Origin of the sequence: Aurantimonas sp. C2-5-R2 (genome assembly GCF_036549495.1) — a bacterium.
Taxonomy (GTDB): Bacteria; Pseudomonadota; Alphaproteobacteria; order Rhizobiales; family Rhizobiaceae; genus Aurantimonas; species Aurantimonas coralicida_A.
This window is the reverse complement of the sequence record NZ_JAZHLJ010000059.1, coordinates 1-24,733: the sequence shown is the minus strand read 5'-3', so window position 1 is coordinate 24,733 and position 24,733 is coordinate 1. Positions and strand designations below refer to the sequence as shown.

Annotated in this window: 27 protein-coding genes and 4 pseudogenes; 6 read left to right on the top strand and 25 right to left on the bottom strand. The window is 63.4% G+C overall.

The window, feature by feature from the left end; translation table 11 throughout:
- Positions 1-133: 133 nt before the first annotated feature.
- The 15 genes and pseudogenes from VQ044_RS18940 to VQ044_RS18875 all read right to left on the bottom strand — a co-directional run bounded on the left by VQ044_RS18940 (position 134) and on the right by VQ044_RS18875 (position 10,115).
- Positions 134-403 carry a VirB3 family type IV secretion system protein gene (locus VQ044_RS18940; RefSeq protein WP_327648405.1) on the bottom strand — a complete coding sequence of 90 codons (270 nt, stop codon included), beginning with the start codon at positions 401-403 and terminating at the stop codon, positions 134-136.
- A complete protein-coding gene (locus VQ044_RS18935) occupies positions 403-738 on the bottom strand; it encodes a TrbC/VirB2 family protein (RefSeq protein WP_327648404.1) in 336 nt (111 codons plus the stop codon). Before VQ044_RS18935 ends, VQ044_RS18940 begins: the two co-directional genes overlap by 1 nt.
- Positions 738-1,712, bottom strand: a complete 975-nt coding sequence (gene trbB, locus VQ044_RS18930; RefSeq protein WP_327648402.1) for a P-type conjugative transfer ATPase TrbB — start codon at positions 1,710-1,712, stop codon at positions 738-740. The genes VQ044_RS18935 and trbB overlap by 1 nt, the downstream gene beginning before the upstream one ends.
- Positions 1,713-1,877: 165 nt before the next feature.
- Complete coding sequence (locus tag VQ044_RS18925) at positions 1,878-2,306, bottom strand: CopG family transcriptional regulator (RefSeq protein ID WP_327648400.1); 429 nt, start codon at positions 2,304-2,306, stop codon at positions 1,878-1,880.
- Between the two features lie 10 nt (positions 2,307-2,316).
- Positions 2,317-4,302, bottom strand: a complete 1,986-nt coding sequence (locus VQ044_RS18920) for a conjugal transfer protein TraG (protein WP_327648399.1) — start codon at positions 4,300-4,302, stop codon at positions 2,317-2,319.
- A 30-nt stretch (positions 4,303-4,332) separates the two neighbouring features.
- Positions 4,333-6,072 carry a relaxase/mobilization nuclease domain-containing protein gene (locus VQ044_RS18915; RefSeq protein WP_327648398.1) on the bottom strand — a complete coding sequence of 580 codons (1,740 nt, stop codon included), beginning with the start codon at positions 6,070-6,072 and terminating at the stop codon, positions 4,333-4,335.
- A 244-nt stretch (positions 6,073-6,316) separates the two neighbouring features.
- The gene (locus VQ044_RS18910) at positions 6,317-7,075 is read right to left on the bottom strand and encodes a lytic transglycosylase domain-containing protein (RefSeq protein WP_327648396.1); all 759 of its coding nucleotides are present in this window, start codon (positions 7,073-7,075) and stop codon (positions 6,317-6,319) included.
- A gap of 4 nt (positions 7,076-7,079) precedes the next feature.
- Positions 7,080-7,181, bottom strand: coding sequence for a hypothetical protein (locus VQ044_RS25815; RefSeq protein ID WP_442872939.1), 102 nt, complete (start codon positions 7,179-7,181; stop codon positions 7,080-7,082).
- A gap of 2 nt (positions 7,182-7,183) precedes the next feature.
- A pseudogene (locus VQ044_RS18905) lies at positions 7,184-7,594 on the bottom strand (replication initiator protein A); the annotation flags it as partial.
- A gap of 23 nt (positions 7,595-7,617) precedes the next feature.
- A complete protein-coding gene (locus VQ044_RS18900; protein WP_327648395.1) occupies positions 7,618-7,899 on the bottom strand; it encodes a helix-turn-helix transcriptional regulator in 282 nt (93 codons plus the stop codon).
- A 172-nt stretch (positions 7,900-8,071) separates the two neighbouring features.
- The gene (locus VQ044_RS18895) at positions 8,072-8,569 is read right to left on the bottom strand and encodes a DUF2285 domain-containing protein (RefSeq protein ID WP_327648394.1); all 498 of its coding nucleotides are present in this window, start codon (positions 8,567-8,569) and stop codon (positions 8,072-8,074) included.
- On the bottom strand, positions 8,511-8,828 hold the full coding sequence (locus tag VQ044_RS18890) for a transcriptional regulator domain-containing protein (protein WP_327648392.1): 318 nt from the start codon (positions 8,826-8,828) through the stop codon (positions 8,511-8,513). Before VQ044_RS18890 ends, VQ044_RS18895 begins: the two co-directional genes overlap by 59 nt.
- Before the next feature lie 113 nt (positions 8,829-8,941).
- Positions 8,942-9,205 (bottom strand): DNA -binding domain-containing protein, encoded by a 264-nt coding sequence (locus VQ044_RS18885; protein WP_327648391.1) that lies wholly within the window; start codon positions 9,203-9,205, stop codon positions 8,942-8,944.
- A 135-nt stretch (positions 9,206-9,340) separates the two neighbouring features.
- A pseudogene (locus VQ044_RS18880) lies at positions 9,341-9,597 on the bottom strand (helix-turn-helix domain-containing protein).
- Positions 9,598-9,788: 191 nt separating this feature from the next.
- Complete coding sequence (locus VQ044_RS18875) at positions 9,789-10,115, bottom strand: DUF736 domain-containing protein (protein WP_327648390.1); 327 nt, start codon at positions 10,113-10,115, stop codon at positions 9,789-9,791.
- Between VQ044_RS18875 and VQ044_RS18870 the strand changes: the two genes are divergently transcribed.
- The gene (locus tag VQ044_RS18870; RefSeq protein WP_327648388.1) at positions 10,114-10,266 is read left to right on the top strand and encodes a hypothetical protein; all 153 of its coding nucleotides are present in this window, start codon (positions 10,114-10,116) and stop codon (positions 10,264-10,266) included. The two genes, VQ044_RS18875 and VQ044_RS18870, sit on opposite strands and share 2 nt — an antisense overlap.
- Before the next feature lie 329 nt (positions 10,267-10,595).
- On the opposite strand, the gene VQ044_RS25810 is transcribed toward VQ044_RS18870, so the two are convergent.
- Positions 10,596-10,994: a hypothetical protein gene (locus VQ044_RS25810; protein ID WP_442872938.1), complete on the bottom strand. Its 399-nt coding sequence runs from the start codon at positions 10,992-10,994 to the stop codon at positions 10,596-10,598.
- On the opposite strand from VQ044_RS25810, the gene VQ044_RS25805 reads away from it, so the two are divergent.
- Positions 10,959-11,225: a hypothetical protein gene (locus VQ044_RS25805; protein WP_442872937.1), complete on the top strand. Its 267-nt coding sequence runs from the start codon at positions 10,959-10,961 to the stop codon at positions 11,223-11,225. The two genes, VQ044_RS25810 and VQ044_RS25805, sit on opposite strands and share 36 nt — an antisense overlap.
- A gap of 155 nt (positions 11,226-11,380) precedes the next feature.
- Here the strand turns inward: VQ044_RS25805 and VQ044_RS18860 are convergent, their stop codons facing one another.
- The 7 genes and pseudogenes from VQ044_RS18860 to VQ044_RS18830 all read right to left on the bottom strand — a co-directional run bounded on the left by VQ044_RS18860 (position 11,381) and on the right by VQ044_RS18830 (position 22,115).
- Positions 11,381-12,319, bottom strand: a complete 939-nt coding sequence (locus VQ044_RS18860) for a DUF2493 domain-containing protein (RefSeq protein WP_327648386.1) — start codon at positions 12,317-12,319, stop codon at positions 11,381-11,383.
- 297 nt (positions 12,320-12,616) lie between these two features.
- The gene (locus VQ044_RS18855; RefSeq protein ID WP_327648385.1) at positions 12,617-13,699 is read right to left on the bottom strand and encodes a DUF7146 domain-containing protein; all 1,083 of its coding nucleotides are present in this window, start codon (positions 13,697-13,699) and stop codon (positions 12,617-12,619) included.
- Complete coding sequence (locus VQ044_RS18850; RefSeq protein ID WP_327648383.1) at positions 13,699-18,021, bottom strand: strawberry notch family protein; 4,323 nt, start codon at positions 18,019-18,021, stop codon at positions 13,699-13,701. Before VQ044_RS18850 ends, VQ044_RS18855 begins: the two co-directional genes overlap by 1 nt.
- A 110-nt stretch (positions 18,022-18,131) precedes the next feature.
- Positions 18,132-18,359 (bottom strand): annotated as a pseudogene (locus VQ044_RS18845) (DUF6117 family protein); the annotation flags it as partial.
- Positions 18,356-18,775 carry a hypothetical protein gene (locus VQ044_RS18840; protein ID WP_327648382.1) on the bottom strand — a complete coding sequence of 140 codons (420 nt, stop codon included), beginning with the start codon at positions 18,773-18,775 and terminating at the stop codon, positions 18,356-18,358. The gene VQ044_RS18840 and the pseudogene VQ044_RS18845, both read right to left, overlap by 4 nt.
- A gap of 93 nt (positions 18,776-18,868) precedes the next feature.
- Positions 18,869-20,962, bottom strand: coding sequence for a ParB/RepB/Spo0J family partition protein (locus tag VQ044_RS18835; protein WP_327648381.1), 2,094 nt, complete (start codon positions 20,960-20,962; stop codon positions 18,869-18,871).
- A 181-nt stretch (positions 20,963-21,143) separates the two neighbouring features.
- Positions 21,144-22,115 carry an ArdC family protein gene (locus tag VQ044_RS18830; protein WP_327648380.1) on the bottom strand — a complete coding sequence of 324 codons (972 nt, stop codon included), beginning with the start codon at positions 22,113-22,115 and terminating at the stop codon, positions 21,144-21,146.
- A gap of 278 nt (positions 22,116-22,393) precedes the next feature.
- Here VQ044_RS18830 and VQ044_RS18825 point away from each other — a divergent pair, with 278 nt between their 5' ends.
- Both VQ044_RS18825 and VQ044_RS18820 read left to right on the top strand, forming a co-directional pair.
- Positions 22,394-22,696 carry a type II toxin-antitoxin system TacA family antitoxin gene (locus VQ044_RS18825; RefSeq protein ID WP_327648379.1) on the top strand — a complete coding sequence of 101 codons (303 nt, stop codon included), beginning with the start codon at positions 22,394-22,396 and terminating at the stop codon, positions 22,694-22,696.
- Between the two features lie 3 nt (positions 22,697-22,699).
- A complete protein-coding gene (locus tag VQ044_RS18820) occupies positions 22,700-23,212 on the top strand; it encodes a GNAT family N-acetyltransferase (protein WP_327648377.1) in 513 nt (170 codons plus the stop codon).
- 404 nt (positions 23,213-23,616) lie between these two features.
- Here VQ044_RS18820 and VQ044_RS18815 read toward each other — a convergent pair whose 3' ends face one another.
- Positions 23,617-23,751, bottom strand: coding sequence for a hypothetical protein (locus VQ044_RS18815; protein WP_327648376.1), 135 nt, complete (start codon positions 23,749-23,751; stop codon positions 23,617-23,619).
- Between the two features lie 23 nt (positions 23,752-23,774).
- Between VQ044_RS18815 and tnpA the strand changes: the two are divergent.
- Positions 23,775-24,005 (top strand): annotated as a pseudogene (gene tnpA / locus VQ044_RS18810) (IS200/IS605 family transposase); the annotation flags it as partial.
- A 183-nt stretch (positions 24,006-24,188) separates the two neighbouring features.
- Here the strand turns inward: tnpA and VQ044_RS18805 are convergent.
- Positions 24,189-24,404 (bottom strand): cysteine hydrolase family protein, encoded by a 216-nt coding sequence (locus VQ044_RS18805; protein WP_442880687.1) that lies wholly within the window; start codon positions 24,402-24,404, stop codon positions 24,189-24,191.
- 10 nt (positions 24,405-24,414) lie between these two features.
- Here VQ044_RS18805 and VQ044_RS18800 point away from each other — a divergent pair.
- Positions 24,415-24,733, top strand: a 319-nt coding sequence (locus tag VQ044_RS18800; RefSeq protein WP_442880691.1) for an ATP-binding cassette domain-containing protein, incomplete at its 3' end; no start/stop codon positions are given.

Below are 24,733 nucleotides of genomic sequence, written 5' to 3'. Positions count from 1 at the left end.
GAGACTGCGGGAACGGCAGGTCTTCACGGGCCAGGACATCCATGCCCAACACTAGATCTAGTGGGTGTGGGAATCAACCGGATAGGCAAGGGTGGTTCGACTTGCGACTATATTCGGCGAGGTTCATCATCGATTACACCCCGAGATGACCGGGAATACGCACATGACGGCGCACCACGTCGACGAACAACGGATCGCGCTTGGCGGCCCAGACCGCCGCGAAATGTCCGATGGCCCAAATCAGGATGCCGACCAGCCAGAGACGCAGACCGAGACCGACGGCTGCGGCCAGCGTTCCATTGGCGATCGCGACCGCGCGCGGTGCGCCGCCGAGAAGGATCGGCTCGGTCAGCGCGCGGTGGACAGGGATTGTGAATCCGGTAACGGGATCGGCATCGTTCATCAGATCACCGCCCCCCCCCCGCCGAAGGAGAAGAACGACAAAAAGAAGCTCGATGCGGCAAAGGCGATCGACAGACCGAAGACGATTTGGATCAGCCGCCGCGCGCCGCCCGAGGTGTCGCCGAAGGCGAGTGTCAGGCCGGTGATGATGATGATCATCACCGCGATGATCTTGGCGACTGGCCCTTCGATCGATTCCAAAATCGATTGGAGCGGCGCTTCCCATGGCATCGAAGAGCCCGCCGCATGGGCTGTGGTCGACAAAGTCACGGAAACGACAGCCGCAAGGCAGATCGTCTCGAACGAGCGGAGAAGTGGAATGGCATTTGGGAGCATCAATTGGATCCTTCTTCTGTTGCTGCTGTGAGCCGGTAATCGTCGGTCGGACCGAGGCCGTCGACGCGGGCGAGTTCGGAAAGGCGGCGGGCGGAGCCGCGGCCAGACAGAACCACGACCAGATCGATTGTCTCGGCAATCAAGGCGCGCGGAACGGTGACGACGGCTTCCTGGATGAGTTGCTCCATGCGGAGCAGGGCGCCTAGCGCCGTCCCGGCATGGATCGTGCCGATACCGCCCGGATGACCCGTCCCCCAGGCTTTGAGAAGATCGAGCGCTTCCGATCCGCGCACCTCGCCGATCGGAATGCGGTCGGGGCGCAAGCGCAGCGAGGACCGGACGAGATCGGAGAGGGACGCGACATTGTCCTTGGTGCGCAGCGCCACGAGGTTCGGCGCGGCGCATTGCAGTTCGCGCGTATCCTCGATCAGGACGACCCGGTCATCGGTCTTGGCGACTTCGGCTAGCAATGCGTTGGTGAGTGTGGTCTTGCCGGTGGATGTGCCTCCGGCGACCAAAATGTTGCGGCGTTCCGCGACGGCGCTGCGTAGCAAATCGGCCTGTGCGTCCGACAAGATCTTCGCTGTAACGTAATCGGCGAGCGTGAAGATGGCGACGGCGGACTTACGGATTGCGAAGGTGGGCGCGGCCACGACAGGAGGCAGAAGGCCCTCGAACCGCTCCCCCGTCTCAGGAAGCTCGGCAGAGACGAGCGGAGCACCGGGATGAACTTCAGCGCCGACATGATGGGCGACCAACCGGACGATGCGTTCGCCGTCCGCAGCGGACAGATGTTCATTGGTCGCGCAGAGTCCGTCTGACAGGCGGTCGATCCACAGCCGTCCGTCGGGGTTGAGCATCACCTCGACGATTTGCGCATCGTCGAGATATCCGGCGATCGCCGGACCGAGGGCCGTGCGCAGCATACGGCTGCCGCGTGAAACCGCCTCGGATTGTTGAAATGAAGTCGTCATGCTCGTCCCCGTGTGGAGGGACGTCACATGACGGCCCCGGATTGGGGACGATTAAAAGAACCGGAAAATAGGCATGCGCAACAGGGTCAAAGGCGTAGTAGTGCCCTGGCGTGGAAAGACAGGGAGACGGCGGGAGCGAAAATTTGAGCAGGAGCGATCTGGAAGTTATTCGCCTTTGGTTGGCGCAATATCCTCCGAAATCTCCTGGCGCAGCTTCGGTCCCTGCGCGACTCGTCGGCCTAGCGCAGCAACAAATGCATCATAACGCTTGCCGGCCTGTGCCTTCGCGGCAACCTGTCTGGGTTCCGGCAAAGGCGGTGTCGTCGCCAGCCAGAAACGGATAAATACCGCCAACGTCTCGACGGATATGCCGACGTCACGCTCCATCCGAGACATGCGGCGATCGATCTGATCGAGCCGCTTGGTTGTCGCGGCCTCCTGGCGGCCAGCGGCATCAGGCGACAGGAAAGTGGCGATCGCGGCTTCGGCGACCAGTGAGCGAGAGTGATCACGCCGGGCTGCATATTCAGCCAACGCGGTCATAATCTCCGGATCGAGATAGACGGACAAGCGCTGTTTCTTGCGTTGTTTCATCGCCCTGGCCTCACAGCTCGATACCGTCGTCAGGATCAAGCGAGGCACGTTGGGCAGCTTGGCGCGCCTGTTGGTCGAATTGACGGAGTTGCGCGGCTCGTTCTGTCGCCGGGCGTTCCACATCGGGTTCGAATTCATTGTCCATTGGCTTGGCCTTGTCCGGCGCGCTTGCTTGGGTCAGTTCGGCTTGTTTACGCTTCTCGTGTTGGGCATCGCCTTCTCCGTCGTAATCGGATTGCGTCTCCCGATCGGCAATGTCCGGTCGCGGCGGCAGCGGTTCGCCGCTCCAATCATCCATGCGCGCCTCTTCCGCCCGTTCCGGTAGAGGCGGCGCCAAAATGCGCGCCTGAAACTGCGCGTCCTCAAAATACCGCGCTTTCTTGGCCCGGATCGGGGGCGTACCCGCCACCATCACGATCTCGTCGGTGGGTGGGAGCTGCATTACCTCACCGGGCGTCAGCAGCGGGCGTGCCGTTTCCTGCCGGCTTACCATCAGATGGCCGAGCCAGGGTGAAAGCCGGTGCCCGGCATAGTTCTTCATCGCACGCAACTCGGTCGCCGTACCGAGCGCATCGGACACACGTTTTGCAGTACGCTCATCATTGGTCGCGAAGCTCACCCGGACATGACAGTTGTCGAGGATCGAATTGTTGGGTCCATAGGCCTTCTCGATCTGATTGAGGGACTGCGCGATCAGGAAGCTCTTGAGGCCGTAGCCCGCCATGAAGGCCAGCGCGCTCTCAAAGAAGTCGAGACGGCCGAGCGCCGGAAACTCATCCAGCATCAGAAGCAACCTGTGACGCCGGTCATGGCCAGCCAAGTCTTCCGTCAGTCGGCGGCCGATCTGATTGAGAATCAGGCGGATCAGCGGCTTGGTGCGGTTGATGTCGGAGGGCGGCACCACGAGGTAGAGCGTCACCGGGTCCGGACTTTCGACCAGATCCGCGATGCGCCAGTCGCAGCGCCGCGTTACCTTGGCAACAACGGGATCGCGATACAGGCCGAGAAACGACATAGCGGTGGAGAGAACGCCGGAGCGTTCGTTGCCGGACTTGTTCAACAGCTCGCGCGCGGCGCTGGCGATCACGGGATGCGGACCGGCGTCACCGAGATGGGCCGTAACCATCATGGCCCTGAGCGTCAATTCAATACCGCGTTTGGGATCGGACAGAAAATTCGCGACGCCGGCGAGCGTCTTGTCCGGCTCGGCATAGAGAACATGCAGGATCGCTCCGACCAGCAGCGCGTGACTGGTCTTCTCCCAATGGTTTCGTTTCTCCAGCGAGCCTTCGGGATCAACCAGTATGTCGGCGATGTTCTGGACGTCGCGCACTTCCCATTCGCCGCGGCGCACTTCCAACAAGGGATTGTAGGCGGCGGAATCTGCGTTGGTCGGATCGAACAGCAGCACACGGCCATGCCTGGAGCGGAAGCCGGACGTGAGTTGCCAGTTTTCACCCTTGATGTCGTGAACGATTGCGGAGCCGGGCCAGGTCAGCAGTGAAGGGATGACCAGACCGACGCCTTTGCCAGAGCGGGTCGGGGCAAAACAGAGCACATGCTCGGGTCCATCATGACGCAGATAGGCGTGATCGAATTTACCGAGAACCACGCCATCTGGATCGAACAAGCCGGCATTCTGGATATCGTGTTGCTCGGCCCACCGAGCTGATCCATAGGTGTCGACGTCATGCGCCTCTCGTGCGCGCAGGACCGACATGAAGATCGCGACGGCCACGACCAAGAACCCGCCTGAGGCCGCGATGAACGCGCCCTCAATGAAAATCGGCGGGGCATAGGCGTCATAAGCATACCACCACCAGAAGAAGGCCGGGGGATAATAGACCGGCCAACCGAGGAGCTCGAACCAGGGTTCGCCGAGCTGGGGTTGGAAGCCGAGGCGCAAGGCTGTCCACTGCGTCGCGGCCCATGTCGTCATGAGCACGATCATCGATACGACGATGATTTGCCCCCACAGGATTTTGGTCGCAGACATGTTCCTTTCCTTTCCCGGCGATCGCCGCCGCTACAGAGCCAGCCCCCGGTTCCGGCCGAAGTCCCAATCCACACCGCCGTTGCTGCGCGCGATGCCGGAGACATGCTTTCCGAGATGTTTTTCGACGGTCGGCGTCCAGGGTACGAGTTGGAAGCCGAGCCCGTCGTCGATCATGGCGAAGCGGCCGGAGGCGAGCGTGATGCGCCGCTGATAGGTGCCGGAAACGTATTCGCCGGTCGCCGAGGGCGTGTAGGGACGACCGATCTCGGCGGCGATCTTTTCGCCGGCGGCGTCCAGCTCACGTTTGCGCAGCGTGGTGAGCAGATCACGAGCGAAGATGATGCGTTGCCCTTGTCGTTTCGCGACACCTTCATCGATCAGATGATCGGCGCGGCGTTCGAGCGCGTCGCTGACTTCGGCGCCGAACCCGCCGCCACCGAACGGCATCGGTTCGCGAGCAATCGCCTGCCGGTCGAGCCATGTCGCACCGGTCGCCGTCACCTGGCGGTCAATGGCGAGATCCGATCGCACTGCGAGTGCCAGGCGTCGTCGACCCTTCGCATCGTCGAACCTGCGCAGCTCGACAATCGATCCGGGCGCGCTGTCTCCGGCGGCGTCGATGTGTGGGAGTCGGATATGATGGGTGCGGCCATCGACGCCGTCGATCACTGCAAAGGCCGTGCCCTTCAGTTCATCGTCGAGGCCGCGATCGACAAGCCGTCCGATGACGGGATCATCGAGGCTTTCGCCGGCGAGCACATAGTTCTTTGCTCCCCGTTCGATGCCGCGTTCGGTGAGACCGCGATGAATGCGCTTGATGATGTCGCCGCGTTCGCCGAGTTCGCGCAAGGTCGTCTCGGCAGTCTCGTCCATGATCCATTGGCCGGGGCTGAGTTGTTGCGCGAGGCCGAGGGATTCGAGTTTGCGCAGTCGCCCCACTTTGAGGGCATGGAATTCGTCGGGTTGATGGCTGGACGATGGCGCGAGATCGATGATGCCGTGCCGATCACCGTCTCGCGCAAGCTGCCGGTCGAGACTGGTCCAACGTTCGCTGTCGATCTGCCGTTCGAGCGTGTTGTGAATGTCGCGGTCGGTGCGGTAGCCGAGTTCTTGCGTGATCAGATCCTGAGCGCGGGCGCGCATTCCGTCCTTGATATAGTCGCGGGTTATGACGAGGTCTTCGCCGTCATCGGCGCGGCCTCTTGCGATCACATGAATATGCGGGTGCTCGGTGTTCCAGTGATCGACGCCGACCCAATCGAGCCTGGTGCCGAGATCCTTTTCCGCCTGGCGCATCAGATCGCGGGTGAAGCCCTTGAGGTCCGTCATGTCGACGGCATCCTCGGGCGAGACGATGAAGCGGAAATGGTGCCGGTCGTCCTGACACCGTTCCGCAAACTCCTTGGCGTCGATCTCGTCTTCGCCCGGTCCGAACGGTTGCGCTTTCTCTCCATCGCGGGTGACGCCTTCGCGGCGCAGATAGGAGAGATGGGTGGCGAGTGGCGCGCCGCGGTTATTATGACGGACGACGCGGGTCTTGATGACCGCGATGCGGGACCGACTTGTGACCCAGCGATTGGCCTGCACGGCGGCGCGCTTGCCGCGTCCGAAATAGGAACGACGGCCGGACGTGATCCTGCCCGAACGGGAGACGTGCCCGCCGGCGCGTTGAGCCGAGGCTAGCGCCTGGGCGATAAAGGGCCGCGCCCGCTGGCTGGAGGATGACCGGATGCGCCCGGGCCGGATGCGAAACTCGTCTTCGTCGCTCATGTCGGCAATCCCGCACATCGCGCGAAGGCATTGAATTCACGGCAAAAACGGGAGTATCGCAGGCTGCGCAGAATGCACGCACATCGCGAAATCGTCGTGTAAGTCCCTGAAAATGCTCTCCACAACCGAGGCGCACATCGCGCCCTTTTATCTCGCCATCCCCTTCCTCCGTCGTCTGTCACCACCCTCAACACACGCCATACTGCGCTGCTGTTTTCGGAACTACGAAATACGCAAGCGCTCGTCATGGCGACTTCTCCCCACGCGATCGGGCGGCGAACACGGCATCGGGCTGCGAACCGTTGGTGTTATCAGGGCGCACTGGTGGTGTCGGCGGACCGTTCGTTGAACGGCTCTTTTCCTGCATCCGATCTGCAGTCGGTTTGCGCTCAGAGCGTTCCACGAACAGCGGAGCTTCGCGCCAGTCTGGCGGCACCGGAGTGACAGTGGCCGTGCTTTTTAACGGTGCCAAGCCGAGCATCGACAGCAATCTTGCCATGTATGCGCGCGTCTCGGGTGGCAGCGGGCGACCACGATCCAAATGCTGTTGGTAGCGTTCGGGACCGGCGTTGTAGGCCGCGAGAAAGCCGGGCGATCCGAAACGGTCAACCATCTCTCGAAGATACGCCGTGCCGCCAAGAATGTTTGCGCGGGGATCGAAAGGATCGCGTCCTAGGCGGTGGCGGATGCGCAGCCCGGCCCAAGTGTCGGGCATGATCTGCATCAGGCCCATTGCGCCCGCGCTGGAAACGGCGCGCATCCGGCCGGCGCTTTCGACCTGCATGACGGCGCGAATCCAGCGTTCGGGAATGCGGAACCTTTGCGAGGCCTCAGCAATAGGAGCGGCGTAGGGATCGGCAGCCCGACGCTCCACCAGATCGCTTTGCGCAATGCTAACGGTCGGAAATGCGGCGTTGAATAGCAGGCCGGAAAGGAGAAGAAGGGCAGGGCACCGGACGGCGTGACGCCGCCCAGTGGCTGTGCGATGGCGTGAAACGGGCATGGTTTCACGCCTGTTCGCGGCGCTTTGGTGTCCGGTTCCAAGTCAGCAGATGGGCGTCGTTCTCGCTCACCGAGTGGAACAGATTGGCGTGGATTGGATGCGGCAAGGCCGGATCGTCGTTGCCACGGTTGTCGACTGGAGACGGTCGAGGGCCGCCTTGAGGCGCTGATAGTCGCGCCAACTAACGCCGCGCCCGATGAAGGTGAGGATTTCGTAGGGCGTCGCTGCCATCAGCCGCGACGTGCGCAGTCCTGCGTCTCGTGCCTCGACAAGCTGGCTGCCGGCCCAGATGAGAATGTCGGCATCCCAGATGGTCGCCATGCCGTGCTCGGGGACGGCCTCGACCCGGATGATCACATCGGCGACGTCGTACTCGATTGGTTTGACACGATGCGATTTTGACAGGCTGAAAAACGGATAGGCCATCAGGTCCTGCGCATCGCGTGGCGCCGGATCGGCGCTGCACGCGTAGAACAGCTCGAGCTGGGTGCGTTCGGTCGTGGTGGGGCGCTTCTTCATCATGACGATATCCGCCGAAAGGCTCAGCGGCGCTCGCCGCCGGATGCGGCGAGCGCGTCGTCGTCATGGCGCTTGGCGGGCAGAACCGATCCGCGCTGATCGGACGTCGATGTGACTGTGCCGCGGTCGGCCCAGACTTGCAGATCTTCGATGGAATAGACGACGCGGCCGCCGAGCTTGCGATAGGCAGGACCGGTGCCATAGGTGCGGTGCTTTTCCAGCGTCCGGCCGGACAGGCTCAGGAAGCGGGCCGCTTCGGGCGTTCTCAAGTAGCGTGGGGGTAGATGGGCGGCATTCGCGGACATGATCGGGCCTCCGTGGGTTCAGTGAGGCCGCTGGTGAAAAGCGGCGGATCACGGCCACGATGGCGAAGCAAACCCGCGAGGGGGATGGGGAAGTTGTGGGTGCTAAAATCCCACCCCCCCATGAGAGGCTCAATCGCTGGGACAACAAAATTGTTGGACGAGAGAGATGGCCTTACTTCCGGCGACGATGACGCAAGAGCGTACGATAGCCGCCAGCCACCATGGCGCGACCGTCCTTGACGAGTGCGATGGTGGCGTCGCGTAGTGCGGAGGTCTTCCACGGGTCGTTAGCAACGCGCGTCGCGCCATAGAGAGTATTGGCAATCTCGCGATAGGTCGCTCCGTGCAGGTGCCCGTCAATGGCCTGAAGCATTTGGCGCAATCGCCGGCGGCGTTGCATGGTCAGCCGGGTATCATCCTGCGGGGCGCGACCGTTCAGCGTTTGCCAGAGTCGCGCCAGCGCTTCGATGCGGTCGAGACCCGTGGAATCAAACGGCACCAATGCGGCCATCGGTCCGTCGGAACGCGTGTCATCGAGAAGCATGACATGCAGCCGCGCACCACCCTCTCCCAGGGTAAGGCTGGTGCCGTCCTTGTCTCGCCGGGTCGCGTTACGGTCGATCTGTGGAAGAGATTTTATCGGCGCCTCGAACGGCAGGCCTGCGGTCAAAATGACCGTCCCCGGATCGATCTCTGGCTGCCAATAGATGACCGCTTCGAGAGCGTTCTGCCTCGGATCGACCGGGAAATCGCAACCCCCAACGCCGACGCACGTGCCGCGTCAAACGTCCGGGGGCCGATCCCTTGGCAAAGTCGCTCTGGTAGCGCGCATTGCGGCGCAGCCATTCCCAGGCGAGATCGGGCGCGTCGAGCGTTTCAACATAGTCGTATTGCGATGCCGAGCGCCACTGTGATGGGTCGAGAGTCATTCGTGTCCTCCAGACTCGCAATCAGGTGCATCGGGCGATACTCAATCTTTGGAGAAATTTTCGGAAGTCGGAACGGCAACGACGAGCGATGCCGGGGCGGCATCGCCAATTGCTCAGTGGCTCGTGCTGCGCAGGAGCTGACGATAACCGTGCTCGGTCATCCAGCGTGCGCGGGCAAGATGTGTGTCATGGACGCGGCGGGCGAGTTCTGGATCTACCTCAGGGTCAATTTTGAACAGAACTAACACGACTTCACGCCAGTCCGCGCCTTGGGCGGCGGCGTCGAGCAGGCGCAAATAGACTTTTGCGTGCGCCCGATCGTAATCTGTCAGCGTCGCGCTGTCCGGCGGCTCGTCGAGAAAATCTTCATTGGTCAACTCGGTCCTCCATCCTCCGCGATAACGGTCCTTTCACCATCTGTTAACCATATCGGCTTTGGAGCATGTCGGAAGGGCACGGGGCGGCATCGGGTGATGGCACTACGGCATCGTCGCCGATCGAGCGATCGTGCGTCAGACGGTCTTTGCGGGGGTGTCTCCGGCGTGAACGATCATCACTCCTTCTCCTTGGTCGGAGGTTAGGAAGACGATGCCGTTCGCTTCGAGGGTGCGGCGTACCTGGTCGTAGGTCGTCACGAAGACCTTCAGGTCATTGGGTGACTCAAGGCGCTTCAAGGCGGTCTCAGCGATACCAGGGCTCTTTCCGCGAGCGTCTTCTGCGTCCAACCAAGTAACGCGCGCGGGGTCCGCGTTTGTCGTGTGGTGACCATGCATGATCACCTCCTGCAGACGCATAAGCGCACGCCAATACTACGACTATAATAGTCGCGATTGATGCGATTGAAGAGAAGAAAGGGGAGGCGTGGCGGTGATTTGTGAAAATCAGGGCGATCTGATTCGGTCGTTTAAGCACGCGAACGGCCCCGCCCGGATTGTCCGGGCGGGGCGTCGCGCTGGATGCTCAGTCGCCGTTGCGGCGGCTGGGGCGGGACCAGATGAGGCTATAGCCCTCGCCGTCCTCGTCGTCGAAAAGGTTGGCGAAGATCGGGGCGGTGAAGCTGGGATCGTCGAGCTTGAGGCCCAGATATTCGCGGCCCTCGTTGGAGCGCTTGGACCAGGCGGCACCGATCTCGACGCGGCCGACGAAGACGCGGTGGCTGGGGGCGTTCTCGCCGGTAGCGCGGGTCTCGGGGACGATGCGCACGCCCTTGGCCTGGACGCTGAGGGTAACAATTTCGCCGGCGAATTCGTTGTTGCCGGTCTTCTTGAAGGTGCCGATGGTTGCCATGTCAGTTCTCCTTGATCTGAAGCTCCGAGCCCGCACCATTGCGGCCTCGGTGGCGATCGACAGGCCGGAGGCGATCGACGCCGCACCCGCCAGGGCCGAAGCGCCAGCGGAGGATGGCAGACAGGCGACTTTGTTGTTTCGCGAGGAATGACGGCGTAGCCGGCAGGGGAAGAAAGTCGATCGGCGCCATTGCGGCATAGGCGATCGAGGCGCAGCCGACCTTCGGCCAGATCAGCCCATTGAAGAGGCCGTGTTGGAGCGGTCGACCTGACAGAAAGACCAGGGGGGAGAACGTGGCGGTCCCGTGCAGCCGCAGGAATCCCGGCAACGGATCCCTGCCGGTGATGACGTTCCATCTGTCTTGGCGATGATCGCGATGGGCTTCCCGCAGCCATCGGCGCGTGAGACGCCATCCACGCCTGCGTCATCAAGTGGCTGTGCAGGGGATTGGCTAGCTGTCCAGCGCCGCCTCAACGGGCCTTACGCTGTGTCTGGCCTGGCATTGCGATCTCTGCTCGCCGGCCAGTTTCGCCCATCTTTGGTGGCGAGGATAGCAGGCGTGCCGACTTGCTGGCCATGCTCCGTCGGCTGTGTGGGTGTCAGCCCGGCGCCATGGCCCTGTCCAGCCGGTTCGGGCGCGGCCATCGCTGCGATCCGCAGGAATGCCGCAATACCGACCGCTATCGCGCCGACTACGGAAAAGGCGATCTGCCAGGTCTCCGACGGCATGGCGTGCTTCACGATGCCATGCGTCGCATGATAGTCCGCGATGGATGCCGGGGCGACGAAAGCAGGCGCGATGGCGATGCGCAGCCAGAGCGGCCGCACGACGGCGAGGAGCAGTTGGCCGATGCCGAAAATCAGCCCGGCTGCGACCATGCCGATCGCGATGCCGCCCGGCCAGCCGGCGCCAGTGTCAAAGGCGCATATGCCGGCTGTGACGCCGCCGAAGGCCGGGAGTGCGTAGGTAGCAAGCGTGACAGCAGCCAGCAGAGAACGCCGATGGCAGCGATGCTGGAGATGATGCCAAGGAAGATCATGGTGGCGGTCTCCGTGAGAAAAGGTCTGACGGTCGCGCCTTCCACCACCACGGCGCAACGCGAAGCATAGCTGAAGATGAGCGGCCACGGGAGCGGAAATCAGATAGGGAGTTCCGCTCGCCGGACCAGCCGCGGGCTGAACAATTACAGCGCGCAGTTCTTGGCGCCAGCAGCCTTGAACGCTTTCGCCGATCAGGATGGTCGAGAGTGGAACTTGGGCGGCGCTCACGCGCCGCCGCAGCCGAACTTCCAGACGGGAATGCCCATCTTGCGGGACTTGTCGGCGAGATTGTCCTGGATGCCGGTGCCGGGGAAGACGATCACGCCGATCGGCAGTACCGCCAGCATGGAGTCGTTACGCTTGAAAGGCGCGGCCTTGGCGTGACGTGCCCAGTCGGGCTTGAAGGCGACTTGCGGCACCTTGCGGGTCTCGGCCCAACGGGCGGCGATGCGCTCGGCGCCCTTCGGCGATCCGCCGTGCAGGAGCACCATGTCGGGATGTTTAGCGTGGACCTGATCGAGCTTGGCCCAGATCAGATGGTGGTCGTTGAATTCGAGCCCGCCAGTCAGAGCGATCTTTGGACCTGTGGGCAGATGCACTTCGGTATCGGCGCGCTTCTTCGCGGCGAGGAAGTCGCGGCTGTCGATCATCGCAGATGTGAGATTGCGATGGTTGACCCTTGATCCGGATCGCGGGGACCAAGGTGACCCAGTCAGACGGAGATAGTGATCGGCGGCGTTGTCGCGAAAGACTTCCATGCAGTTGCGGCGTTCGAGAAAGGACTGGCCGACGGCGATCAAATGTTCGAGCTGGACCGCTTTGACCTCGGAGCCGTCCTGTTCGTGCTGGCCGCGTTTCTGCGCCTGCTCGTTATCGTCGAGCTTGCGCTCTATCCGGTCGGTGGCGCGGTGGAACATGTTGACCGCCGACCAGAGCAGTTCGTCGAGATCGGGATCGAGGCTGGTATCCGTCATCGTCGTCACGAGGGCGTCGAAGATATCGGCGACAGCGCCTTCGATCCGGTGATCTTCGGGGACGTCGCGCGGGTCTGGGTCGTTTTCGGAATGTCGGTAGCCGTGCAGTTGCAGTTCGGTGCAGATCGTGTCGGTGGGCGATGCGCTGTGGTGCGGCTCGTCAGCGGTGTCGTCGGGATCGGTGAACATGGGATGCTCCTTCGTCGGATCGACCGCGACCGCCGCGGCCTTCATGGCGACGCAAGACGGCGGGCGGGGCGGACCTGCACTCGGAGCGAAGCGAAGGGCCAAAGCGCAGCGGAGGATGGCGGAGACCGGTTCTTTTGTTTCGCGATGGAAAGGCGGCTGAGCCGCCGCCGGAAAAGAACCGGGCGCAGCCATTGCCGATCCGCGCCGTTTGCCGTTCTGTCGCCCTCTGAGAAGGCGCGAGGTCGCGCGTCTCTCCGATGCTGAGGGATATCCCGGACCGGTCGCGGCAAGGGACGATCAATCGCGCACCGCCTCCCTCCCTGCCGGTTCTGCTCCAGCCATGAAGCGGTCGACATCGTCCGATGCGATCTGGACCCGCATCGCGCTTCGAAGCGCATCGATGCCAAGCAGGCGCAGATCCTCGTTGAAGTCCCCGAGCCGTGGCGACAGAGTGATGGCCTCGATCCCAGCCTCGTGCGCCCGGTCGACCAATGTCTCCATTGCGCCATCTCCAGCCGGGTCGTTGTCACGGGCGATGTAGAGACGGCGCAAGGAGGCCGGGAACAGGATGGCCGCGAGATGGGCAGCAGAGAGAGCAGCCACCATCGGCAGTTCGGGCAAGACCATCCTTAGGGACAACATGGTCTCGATGCCTTCGCCCGTCGCCATGACATCCTGTGCCACCCCAAACCGGACGGCCTGGCCGAGCAGATTGCCCATCGCGCGGCGCGGGGTGTCGATGGGGGCCTTGCCGAGATTAGCCTCGGAGAAGCCGTCCGGATTGAGCCACGTCCGAAGCGCGCCGGTGATTGTGCCATCGAAGTCGGTGACGGCAGCGACAAGTGCAGGCCATGTCTCGGTCTCAGAATAGCGGTCGGGCAGATAGTAACAGCGTGGATGGAACCGCAGGGTTGCGGTTTCGTGCAAATCCGTAATGCCGCGATTGCGCAGATATGTTTCTGCGAGCGTACCGGAAATCGGCTGTGCCATGGCAAACAGCCGACGGACTGCTTCGGGCGACCCGGTGGGGGCCGATGCGGGTCGCGGTTCAGGGTAGGTCTGCGGTTCAGGTTGGGGCAGGTTGAGGAACCGCCGAGCTTCTTTGGCAACGTCCGCAAAATCGACCAGCCCGCAACGCTCGCGGATGATGTCCAGCAAGTCGCCATGTTCGGCGGTGGCCGCATCGGTCCATTTGCCCGCCGCGCCCTTGCCGCTGTCCGATCCTTTGAGGCGGACGAACATCGACCGGCCGGGTGTGTTTCTGACGTCGCCGATCATCCAGTAGCGGCCTTCACGGCGACCGTTCGGGAGATATTGCCGGCAGACCGCCTCGGCATTGCGCGCAAGGCGGCGGGCCAGCTCTGCTGCGTCGCGGGCCATCACGCTGCCTCCCGCTTGGCAATGCGCTCGACGGGATAGCGTTCAAGCAGCTTTGCCAGGATTGCGGGACCATGATCGTCGGTCGGCACGAACAGGCGCAGCTTCCAGGAGATGATCTCGGCAAACAGCCCAAAGGCTTTCAGGCGCTCGCGCATCGCGTCGGTGAAGCCGGATAGTTCGATGCGGTTGGCGCCCATGACGCGCACCCGCCGCAGCTGCAGGCCTTCGGCCAGTTCGAGGATCGTCCGGCCTTCGCACAGCGCGGTGAACGCCTCCTCCGCCGTCAGGCTCGCAGGACCCGTCACCGACGCGGTTGCCGCCCAGGATGCCGACACGCGGCGACCGATGATCCGCTCGCCGTCATCGGTCTGGAGCCGGTAGACCCGCGTCGAGTCGGTCGGCAGTCGCTTCCAGATCGGCAGCAGAAGACCGGCGACGATATGGATCGTGCTATCGGTGAACTCCTGCACATCCGCCAGTTCGGTCCGCCATGCCCGCGCGAAACCTTTCCGGTCGGTCTCTTCCCAATGGGTCTGCGCCATCTCCGCCCGTGCCACGGCCATACGCTCCATCGGACGGATCAACCGCACCCGGGGCTCGATGCTGCCATCGTCACGCATGAGGCTGGTCGTCGGCACCTGCACGGCGGCGCGGTGCGAACGGGTGTTGACGAGCAGGACCGCACGCGGATCGGAGAGATGATCGAGCGCTTCATCGAGCGTCACGGGCCGGTTGCGCTCGCGCCGCGCGAGCGTCAGCAGGGCAGTCTCGGCCGACGTGCCCGGATGGGCGTGGATGACCTGACGGTCGGTGACGGTGAAGCTTTCGGCGGTCAGCGTTTCGAGGCCGATGTCATAGATACCGGCCACGATAGCGCCTTCGATTCGGGCGGTGAGCAGCTCTTCGAAGGCGGAGAACAGGACGTTCTGCATGGCGATGGTGAGCGCCAGCAGCCGATTGAGGAAGGTGGTGATCGGCGGCAGATCGTCCTTGATGCCGTTGGCATCCATCAACGCCAGCCCCGTCGACTCCTCGAAGGTTTGCAGCGAGCAGCCCTCGATCTTTCCGCCGACCAGAAGCAGATAAAGCTGGCGCAACGCGTCGCGGGCATAATGACCTTCGAGATTGTCTTCGGCGCGGAAAAGGCCCTGACCGCCGGTCTGGCGCTGGCCCTTGGTGATCGCCCCAAGCGTGTCGAGCCGCCGCGCGATGGTGGAGAGGAAACGTTTTTCCGCCTTCACGTCGGTGGCAATTGGCCGGAACAGCGGCGGTTGCTGTTGGTTGGTCCGGTTGGTCCGTCCCAACCCCTGGATGGCGGTGTCGGCCTTCCACCCGGCTTCGAGCAGATAATGGACCCGCAGCCGCCGGTTCCTCGCGCCGAGATCGGCGTGATAGGACCGGCCCGTACCGCCCGCATCTGAGAACACGAGGACGCGCTTGTGGTCGTCCATGAAAGCCTGCGCCTCGGCCAGATTGGCCGATGCGGCGCGGGTCTCGACCGCGAGTCGGTCGATGCCGTTGCCGCCCGACTTGCGTACGATCCGCCGCGAGCGGCCCGTCACCTCGGCCACTGTGTCGGTGCCAAAATGCTGGACGATCTGGTCGAGCGCACCATGCACGGGCGGCAGCGAGGCAAGCCGCTCGATCAGCCGGTCACGGCGCGCGACGGCCTCGCGGCTTTCCACGGGTTGACCGTCGCGGGTGACCGGACGCGACGAGAGATTGCCCTCGCTGTCGGTGAACGGCTCGTAGAGCTGCACAGGGAAGGAGTGGGCGAGATAGTCGAGCACATATTCACGCGGCGTGATGTCGACCTGCACGTCGCCCCAGTCCTCGGTGGGAATTTCCGCGAGACGCCTTTCCATCAGCGCTTCACCGGTGGAGACGATCTGAATCACAGCGGCGTGGCCGCCCTCAAGATCGCGCTCGATCGAACGGATCAGCGACGGCGTCTTCATGCTGGTGATCAGATGCGAGAAGAAGCGCTGTTTGGCCCCTTCGAAGGCCGAACGCGCGGCGGCCTTGGCCTGGGCGTTGAGCGTTCCGGTCGAGCCGGTGATGTTGGCCGCCCGCATCGCCGCGTCGAGATTGTTGTGAATGATCGCGAACGCCCCGGCATAGGCGTCGTAGATGCGGATTTGCTCCGGCGTCAGCCCATGTTCGAGCAGCTCGTATTCGACACCGTCATAGGAGAGCGAGCGTGCCGCATAGAGGCCGAGCGCCTTCAGATCGCGGGCAAGCACTTCCATCGCCGCGACGCCACCGGCTTCGATCGCCTCGACGAATTCCGCGCGGCTGGCGAAGGGGAAGTCCTGGCCGCCCCAGAGGCCGAGCCGCTGGGCATAGGCGAGATTGTGGACCGTGGTGGCGCCGGTCGCCGAGACATAGACCACGCGCGCATCCGGGAGCGCGTGCTGCAAGCGCAGTCCGGCAAGTCCCTGCTGCGAGGCCGCCTGGTCACCGCGTTCGGATTTGCCCCCTGCGGCATTCTGCATGGCGTGGCTCTCGTCGAATATGATTACTCCATCGAAGTCGGAGCCCAACCAGTCGACGATCTGCTGGACGCGCGAAACCTTTTCCTCACGTGTGTCGGAGCATAGCGTGGCATAGGTGGTGAACAGGATGCCTTCACCCAGATGGATGTCGGTGCCCTGGCGGAATCGTGAGAGCGGGGTGACCAGCAACCGCTCCATGCCAAGCGCCGACCAGTCGCGCTGTGCATCCTCGATCAGCTTGTCGGATTTGGAGATCCAGACCGCGCGGCGGCGGCCCTTCAGCCAGTTGTCGAGCAGGATGCCCGCGACCTGACGGCCTTTGCCGGCGCCGGTTCCGTCGCCGAGAAACCAGCCGCGCCGGAAACGGACCGCGTCCTCCGCATCGTCCGGAGCAGCCGCGACAAGATCGTAGGTCTCATCGACCGTCCACGAACCCGCGAGATGGTCGCCATGGGCTTCGCCGGCATAGATGACGGATTCGAGCTGCGCATCGGACAGGTCGCCTTCGGTAACGATGCGGCGGGGCAGATGCGGGCGGTAGCTCGGGGTGGGCGGCGCGACCGAGGCCATGGCCGAGGATTGGACGAGCTTGGTTGGATGCGCCTGAGACCCGGAAATACGGATCGACTGCAATCCGTACTCCTCATACAGCGCCTCGGTGATCTGTCCGTCGTTGTCGGGCGTCCAGTCGGCCGTGTCATAGGCGAGTTCCTCGCCCTCGGGCGCAGTGAGCGTCGGAGCCGCTCCCGAAGGACGGGTGGCTCGAAGTGCCGCGCTCGGCATCCATATTGCGGGGGCGGACGATGCGACCGGCAAGCGCGGCGGCACATGCTCGGTCACCCACCGTAACAGCGTGACCACGTCGGGTGCGATACCGGGAGACGCCGGAAAACAGCCGGGATCGTCGGCCGGGCACTTGTCGATCACGGTCAGACGTGTGTCGATGGTGGTCCCATGCCGCGCGTAGGCCGCGCCATCAATCGCGGCGCTGAACACGACGCGTCCGCGCTCCTGCAGCGTCACGAAAGCATCGCGCCATTTCGGTGCATCGGGCGCAAAACCCGCCCCGGTGATCGCCACCAGTCGCCCGCCATCGGCAAGGCGCGCCAGCGCCGAAGCAATATGGCGGAAAGTCGTGTCGGCCATGCGGCCCGACACATGCGCCATCGCCGAAAAGGGCGGATTCATCAAGATGACGGAAGGACGGATCGACGGATCGAGGTGATCGTCGATCTGCGCTGCGTCGAAGCGGGTGACGGAACGACCTGGAAAAAGCTGGGACAGCAGCGCGGCGCGGGTGTCGGACAGTTCGTTCAGGACGAGCGCCCCACCGGAAAGCACGGCAAGGATGGCGAGAAGACCGGTACCCGCGGAAGGTTCCAGAACCAGATCGTCCGGCGCGATCGCTGCGGCGGCGCTGGCGGCAAAGCCGAGACCGATCGGCGTCGAGAATTGCTGCAGGGCCTGGCTCTCTTCGGAGCGGCGCGTGTGGGTGGGAAGGAGGCCCGCAATTCTGTCGAGCAAAGCGAGCAGTTGGGCCGAAGACGCGGTTTTGCGCTTCAGTGCCTTTGCGTATTTGCGCAGAAACAGAATGGTCGCCGCCTCGCAGGCGTCATAACCGGCCTTCCAATCCCAGGCGCCGGACGTATCGGACGCGCCGAAAGCGGATTCCATGGCCGATCGCAGCATGGCGGCGTCGATCTGCGCGCCGCGTTCGAGATGGGGAAGAAGTAGCGTAGCGGCTTGTGCGATAGCGTCTGCCGGATCGGGATTTGGGACGTGGGATGAGGATACAGCAGGTGCTGCGAGCGCAGATGGCGATGTCATGGGAAAGACTTTCGGGAGAGCGGGAACGGGAGGAACCGGCGGGCACTCTCTCTTCCCCGCATCGGCTCGAACCCGTCCCGGCCTTCCTCTCCCTCACACGTCCCGTCCGAATCCTCACCGGACGGGTCCGGCGGCAGATACGCGTCATAGGGGTTGCCGTCGGCCAGATGGCCGAACGGCGTGAACACATAGTCGTCACCGTCGCGGCCGATCGCGCAGAGGACGTAGCGGGGTGCTCCGCTCGCCGCGTCGGCGCATTCCATCAGGGCGAGATTGCCGTCTCCCGCCGCTCGCAGAAGTGTCTCGAAATTGCTGCGAGCATGGTCGGGGATGCTCATGGCGCGCCTCCATCGTCATCCGCTATGGTGTCCGCGAGCCAACCATGGGTGTCGATCCAGCCGACGGTTTCACCGGTGGCAAGGTCCATCAAATGCGCGCCGCCCCCGAAGGCGTCGATACGCGGGCGGGAACAGCTGTTGGCGAATTGGAAGCCCCAGCGGCCCGTAAGCCCGAATTCCTTCGCGCAAATTCGCACGAAGGTGATCAGAGATTCCTGATCGCCGGTGACGTCATCGCGCATCCAGGGTCGGGTGCCACCATGTTCGGGTTCGATCGACAGCGCGAAACCGTCCGAGGGCGGGTCTTCCGATACGCCGTCGACGGAGAGCTGGGTGTAGAGATCGAGGGCACGCACGGCGTTCTTTGGTGTGCCCACGTCGAGCAGGCAGGAGAAGTGAGTGAAATAGTCGGCCATATCGGGCTCCTAAAAAAAAAGCCCGGCGCGTGGCCGGGCTTTCGGGGATTTGAAGGAAAATGGACGGGGCAGCCGAGGCGCCCCGGTGACGGGTTATTCGGCTGCGACCAGTGCTTCGGCCTCGTCTTCTTCGGTGTCGGCATCCTCGCCATCGGCGAGGAATTCCGGCAGTGCGTCGCCCCCGTCATTACCCGCCTCGGCGGCGGGGTCGTCGAAGTCGGTCTGTCGCAGCGGCTCGGGCAGCCAGTCATTGTCGGCCAGGAGCCGTTCCGCCTCCTTGGCCATGTCGCCCTTCTTCAGATGATCGATGAGCTGGGCGGCCTGTTCACCAACCCCCTCGCGCACCGCCTCGACGATGCGTGCCTTGGTGACGCGGCCGAGATAATTGGCGGCCGTCGGTGACCAGCCCGCCTCGATCATGTCGAGCTTGACGGCCTTGGCGAGACGGTTTGCCTGACCGAGACGGCGTTCGAGACCGGCCTTCGACAGTCCTGCGCCGTAGCGATCGACCTTCTCGTAGAGGGCGTTGACGCCATAGCTGACGCAATGGGCGAGTAGCGCCATGCGGCTGGCGTCATCGAGCCCGTCGAGCCAGTCCCACAGCGCCTGGTCGTCCTGCGGGATGTCGGTCTTCCACGCCTCCTGCCGCTCGTTCACCGATTTCGCGGACGGGCTGTCCTTCAGGTCGGCGGACTGGGCGGGGAAGAAGACGTGGTGGACCGAGGCCTCCAGACACCCGCCAGCGCTCGACATTCGCTGGAAGGCATCGGTGACCAGCTTGTGCAGCAGCGCGGTCATGGCGATGTGCGGATTGCCCGCCACCGCATCGCGCAGAGCGAGCGTCCGGTGCGCGGTCAATTCCATGACGAGCCGGTCCGGCAACGGCTTGATGCCTTCATCCTCCTCGTCATCCGGATCCGCGCTTTGACCGGCGACGGAGAGGGTGGCACCCGTCGATGCGTCGGACCCGTCCATGCCAGCAGTCGCGCCTTCACCATCCTCCGGTGCCTCGTCCTCGGGACGGACGTAGCCGCGGTCGATGGACAGCGAGCCGTTGCCGCCGATGCTGACGAACACCCCGGCACGGGCGATCTCGTCGGGATCGTAAATGACCGGGCGTGTCTCGAAGGTGGCCAGCGCCGTCTCGATTTCGCCGAGTCGTTCGTCGATTGCCTCGGGCAGTTCCTCGGCTTCCGCATGATCGGCTTCGAGCTTGGCATATTCGGCCTCCAAGCTCACGATCATCGCCTGTTCCTCGTCGGTCAGATCGACCGGCGTGCCGTCGATCCGGCGCAGGCCGTAGGCGGCGTCATAGGGCATGTTGACGGCGACCTCGATCCACTTCCAACCCTCTTCGGCGATCTCTGCGGCCGTGGCCTTGAGTTTCTCGGTGGCGAGCCGGTCGAGCAAAGCCGCATCCTGCAGCCAGCCGCCATCGTCTGACTGGAACAGGTCTCGCAAGATCGTACCGCCAGCCTCCTCATAGGCCGCGAGCCCGATGAAAACGGCGCGCTTGTGGGATGCCCGTACAGTGGTTTCGGTGAGCAAGCGTCGGATCTGGTAGGGATCCTTGGACCAGGAGGAATCGAGTGCCTCCCAGACCTGTTCCTGCCGGTCGTGATCGGGATTGATGGTGAACGTCATCACCTGATCGAGGGATATCTCGTCGGTTTCATAGAGGTCGAGCAGCTTCGGCGAGACGGCGGCGAGCCGCAGCCGCTGCTTGACGACGTTGACCGGGACGAAGAAGGCGGCAGCGATCTCCTCCTCGGACTGACCCTTCTCGCGCAGGGTCCGGAAGGCGCGGAACTGGTCGAGCGGATGCAGCGCCTCGCGCTGCGTGTTCTCGGCGAGCGAGTCGTCTTCGGCGAGGATGTCGCTGCCCGCCTCACGCACGACGCAGGGCACGGGTGCCGTCTTGTTCAGACGCTTCGCCTTGACCAGATGTTCGAGCGCCCGGTAGCGGCGGCCGCCGGCCGGAATCTCGAACATGCCGGTCTCGTTGCCGTCGGCGTCGACGACGGGACGGACGTGGAGGCTCTGCAGGAGACCGCGTCGGGCGATATCCTCGGCGAACTCCTCGATCGAGACGCCGCTCTTGATGCGGCGGACGTTGGACTGGCTCAGCACCAGCTTATTGAAGGGGATGTCGCGCGAGGACGACAGGGTGAGTTTCTTGCCGGACATGATCGGTTCTCCGTGATGGGGTGACGACGGATGCCCAGGATGGGCAGAAGAAGCCTCGGTGGGGCTTCTTCACGGAGGAATGGGAGCCTCTCTCTCGGCCTCCAACCCGTCACGAAAACCCCTTCACTCCTCTCCCTCTCTTCCGGAGCCGCCGCGGAACCGGAAAGGCGTGATTTCGGCTTTACGCTTCCGCGTAAGCCGGGTCGGCCACATCGCGATCCCGCGCGGCCGCCACCGGCTCGCGTTCTGGCAGAAATCCGAGCAGCCAGTCCGCCGCCTTGCTCGCTTTGGAGGCGGCGCGGACGATGGCGCGGTTGTCCTCCTTCAGGACTTCCAGCCATGAGCCGATGTAGTCGGCGTGCCGCACCGTCGGCACGATGCCGAGCGAAGCGCAGCAGAAAGCCGCGTTCATTTCGGCGATCAGCTCCTCGAAGGCGTACTTCTTGGAGCCGAACGAGCCGAACATGTCGCGGTCGAGCCGGGAAGAATGACCTGAAGCATGCCCGAGCTCATGGAGTGCCGTTCGGTGCCAGTTTATGGGCTCGAAATAGGCCTGCGGCGGCGGCACCTGCACATAGTCGTGCGCGTGCGCGTAGAAGGCCCGGTTGCCGCCGATGCGGAAGTCGATCCCCGTCGCCGCGATCAGCGCATCGACGCGCGGTTCCATCAGACCGAGCGGCGCCGGCGGCGCGGCGGTCGCGACGTCTTCGGGCAGGTTCTCGCACTGGTAGGTGTTGAAGACGGTGAAGCGCTTGAGGAACGGGATCGCCTGGGCGTTCTCGCCGGTCTCGCGCACACTGCGCTTCTCGTCCTCCGGCACGAAGCGGTCGGCATAGACGACGGTGGTGCCGCGTTCGCCTTTGCGGACATTGCCGTCGAGCGACAGCGCCTGGCGAAAGGTCAGCCAGCTCTGACCGGGGAAGCCATGCTCGATGACGGCGCCCCAGAGGATCAATACGTTGATGCCGGAATAGCTCCGGCCGGTCGCGGCATTGTTCGGCATGGCGAGCGGTGCCTTGGCGGCCGCCGTCGCCCAGGGCTGGACCCAGGGCACGCGGCCCGCCTCCAGCTCGCCGATGATTTTCGTGGTGATTTCGTCATAGAGGTTGGTCCGATCGCGCTTAGCGCCGGCGTTGCGCTTGTTTCTGGGCATCGCGGTTCTCCGCGACGGGCGCCGAGGGCCTCTCCTCCGGCTTTCAACCCGTCACGGCAAACCCGTCCGCACTCTCACTCTCATTCGGGCCGCATCCGCAAAACCAGAAAGCTGGGTTTGCGGGCAAATGGCGGTACGGATTCCGTGTCGGGCGGAGCGGGGAGGGGGGAGAATTGAGTGAGCTGTGGTCAGGAGTGCTGGGTGCGTGGGTCGAATAGACGTTCAACCTTGAAAAGTCCGGCCATTGGCCGTACGTTGGGTGTATAGGAGATATCAAGATGGTTGAGTCCGTAATGAAACCAACTCGGGGTCGGGTCCGTGGGGAGCGTCTTGAGACGCGTGTGACGGCCGACCAGAAGAGCCTGATAGAGCATGCTGCCGCGCTGCATGGCCGCACGGTGACGGACTTTGTGTTGACGAGCGTTGAGGAGGCCGCCCGCCGCGCGATCAAGGAGCATCAGCGCCTAGATCTGTCGCTTCGTGACAGCCAGGCTTTCGTGCAGGCGCTGATAAACCCGCAGCCGGTGAACGACCGTCTGCGAGATACCGTGCGCCGCTATCGCCAGAGAACCGGTGTCTGACGCGTGGATGGCGATTCCGAGGAAATATGGCGAGTCGAGGTGCTCGGACCTCAGCATGACCGATCTCGGTTCGACAGCGGGGTAGAGACGCTCGATCGATATTTTCGGACGCAGGCCGGTCAGGATGTCAGAAAGCATATAGCGGCGTGTTTTGTGTTGGCGCTGCCCGACAAGGCGATCGGCGGATACTACACGCTATCATCCACTGCGGTGAACCTCACGGAACTGCCAGCGGAGCTTGTGCGCAAGTTGCCGCGATACCCGCTGGTTCCGGCGACGCTTATCGGTCGTCTCGCGGTTGACCGACGCCAGCAGGGAAAAGGCTATGGCCGCTTTCTCCTTGCCGATGCCCTCTATCGCGCAGCGCGGAGCGAAATCGCCTCTTTCGCGGTCATCGTTGATGCCAAAGACGAGAACGCCCGAAGGTTTTACGAGCGGGAGAGTTTTTTGCCACTTCGGGATCAGCCCATGACGCTGTTTCGGCCTATGGCCGATATTGAAGCACTGTTCAAATAGGAGTGGGCGATGGCAAAGGCTGGCGGAGTGCATCCACAGAAAGTCCCATTTTTTCCGACGGCGGTCGAGCGAAGCCCGTTGCTCGAGCAGATTGGATCGAGAGCGGCGCTGATCAGTATTTCTCTAACCTCGAATGTCTGATGGAGTTGCTTTTTCAGCCTTTGCTTTTTTTGTGTCAACGACGGAGCAAATCCAGGCCAGAGAGGCGGNGCGGCGCTGATCAGTATTTCTCTAACCTCGAATGTCTGATGGAGTTGCTTTTTCAGCCTTTGCTTTTTTTGTGTCAACGACGGAGCAAATCCAGGCCAGAGAGGCGGAGTAAAACCAGGCCACGGCGATGGCAGACACGACGCACGAAGGGACCCGATCGGGCCCCTTCGTGCGTCGGCGATCGGGTTGGGGGATCAGGTCGTGGAGATTTCGCCGGTTTCCCGATCGACGGCGTCGTCGGTGGCCTGGTTTTGCTTCGCCCATTTGTCGGGCGCAGGGGAACGGTGGCGGCCCGACGACTGCTTGAGCCGGTAGCTGTCGCCGTTCATCGTCAGAATGCGGACGTGATGCGTCGATCCCGCCGAACCTTTCGGTTTCGGGCGCCATTCAGCATCTGAAGGGCCGCAGTTCGCATAAATTGCTGAGCGAGTTCGGTATCCTCCGGAAGCGCTACTGGGGCCAGCACCTATGGGCGAGGGGATATTGTGTCGCGACAAGTGGCAACGTGACCGACGAGGTTTGGGCCGAATATATCAAGAACCAAACGCCTCCCGAACCGGACGACGACTTTGCCGTCACCTGAGTCCGCCGAATAGCGGACCGATCCGGCTTTAAGCCGTAACCTGAAGCCACCGCCTTTCAGCCGGTGGAGTATTCACACAATCGAATCAGTCTGTGATGCAGGTGCAGCGGACCTGACGCGCGAATAAGTTGGTAGTCAACTCTGCCTCCCGGCTCTGGAATGCTGAAGACATTCGCGCCTGTCTCACTCCCGGGCGGATGACGAGCGGGTCGCGAGACCGATCATCTCTCGGGTGGTCAACGTCTGACAATAGCCTGTGAAGGCGGCAAGCGCGTTGTCGTGCCGCTCCTTGGAATGGGTGGCGCAGGCATCCGAGATGCAGATCGGATAGAAGCCGCGGTCGGCGGCATCCCGCACCGTATGGTCGATGCATTGATCGGTGAGGAAGCCGGTGATCACCAACGTGTCGATGCCGATATTGCGCAGCGGCGAAACGCTGTGCATCGCCGGGGAATCCGGTTCGGGCAAGTCGATGACGGCGCTGGCAATCATGGGGCTCCTGCCCAAGCCAGGGGCGCGCATCGAGGCCGGCACGATCCGGTTCGGCGACACCGACCTGGCCACGCTGGACGAAGCAGCGATGCGGCGCGTACGCGGCGACCGGATTGCGATGATCTTCCAGGAACCGATGACCTCCCTCAACCCGGTGCTGACCATCGGCCGGCAACTGGTCGAGGCGATCGAGGCGCATGAACGGGTCTCGCGCGTGCAGGCGCGGCGCCGGGCGA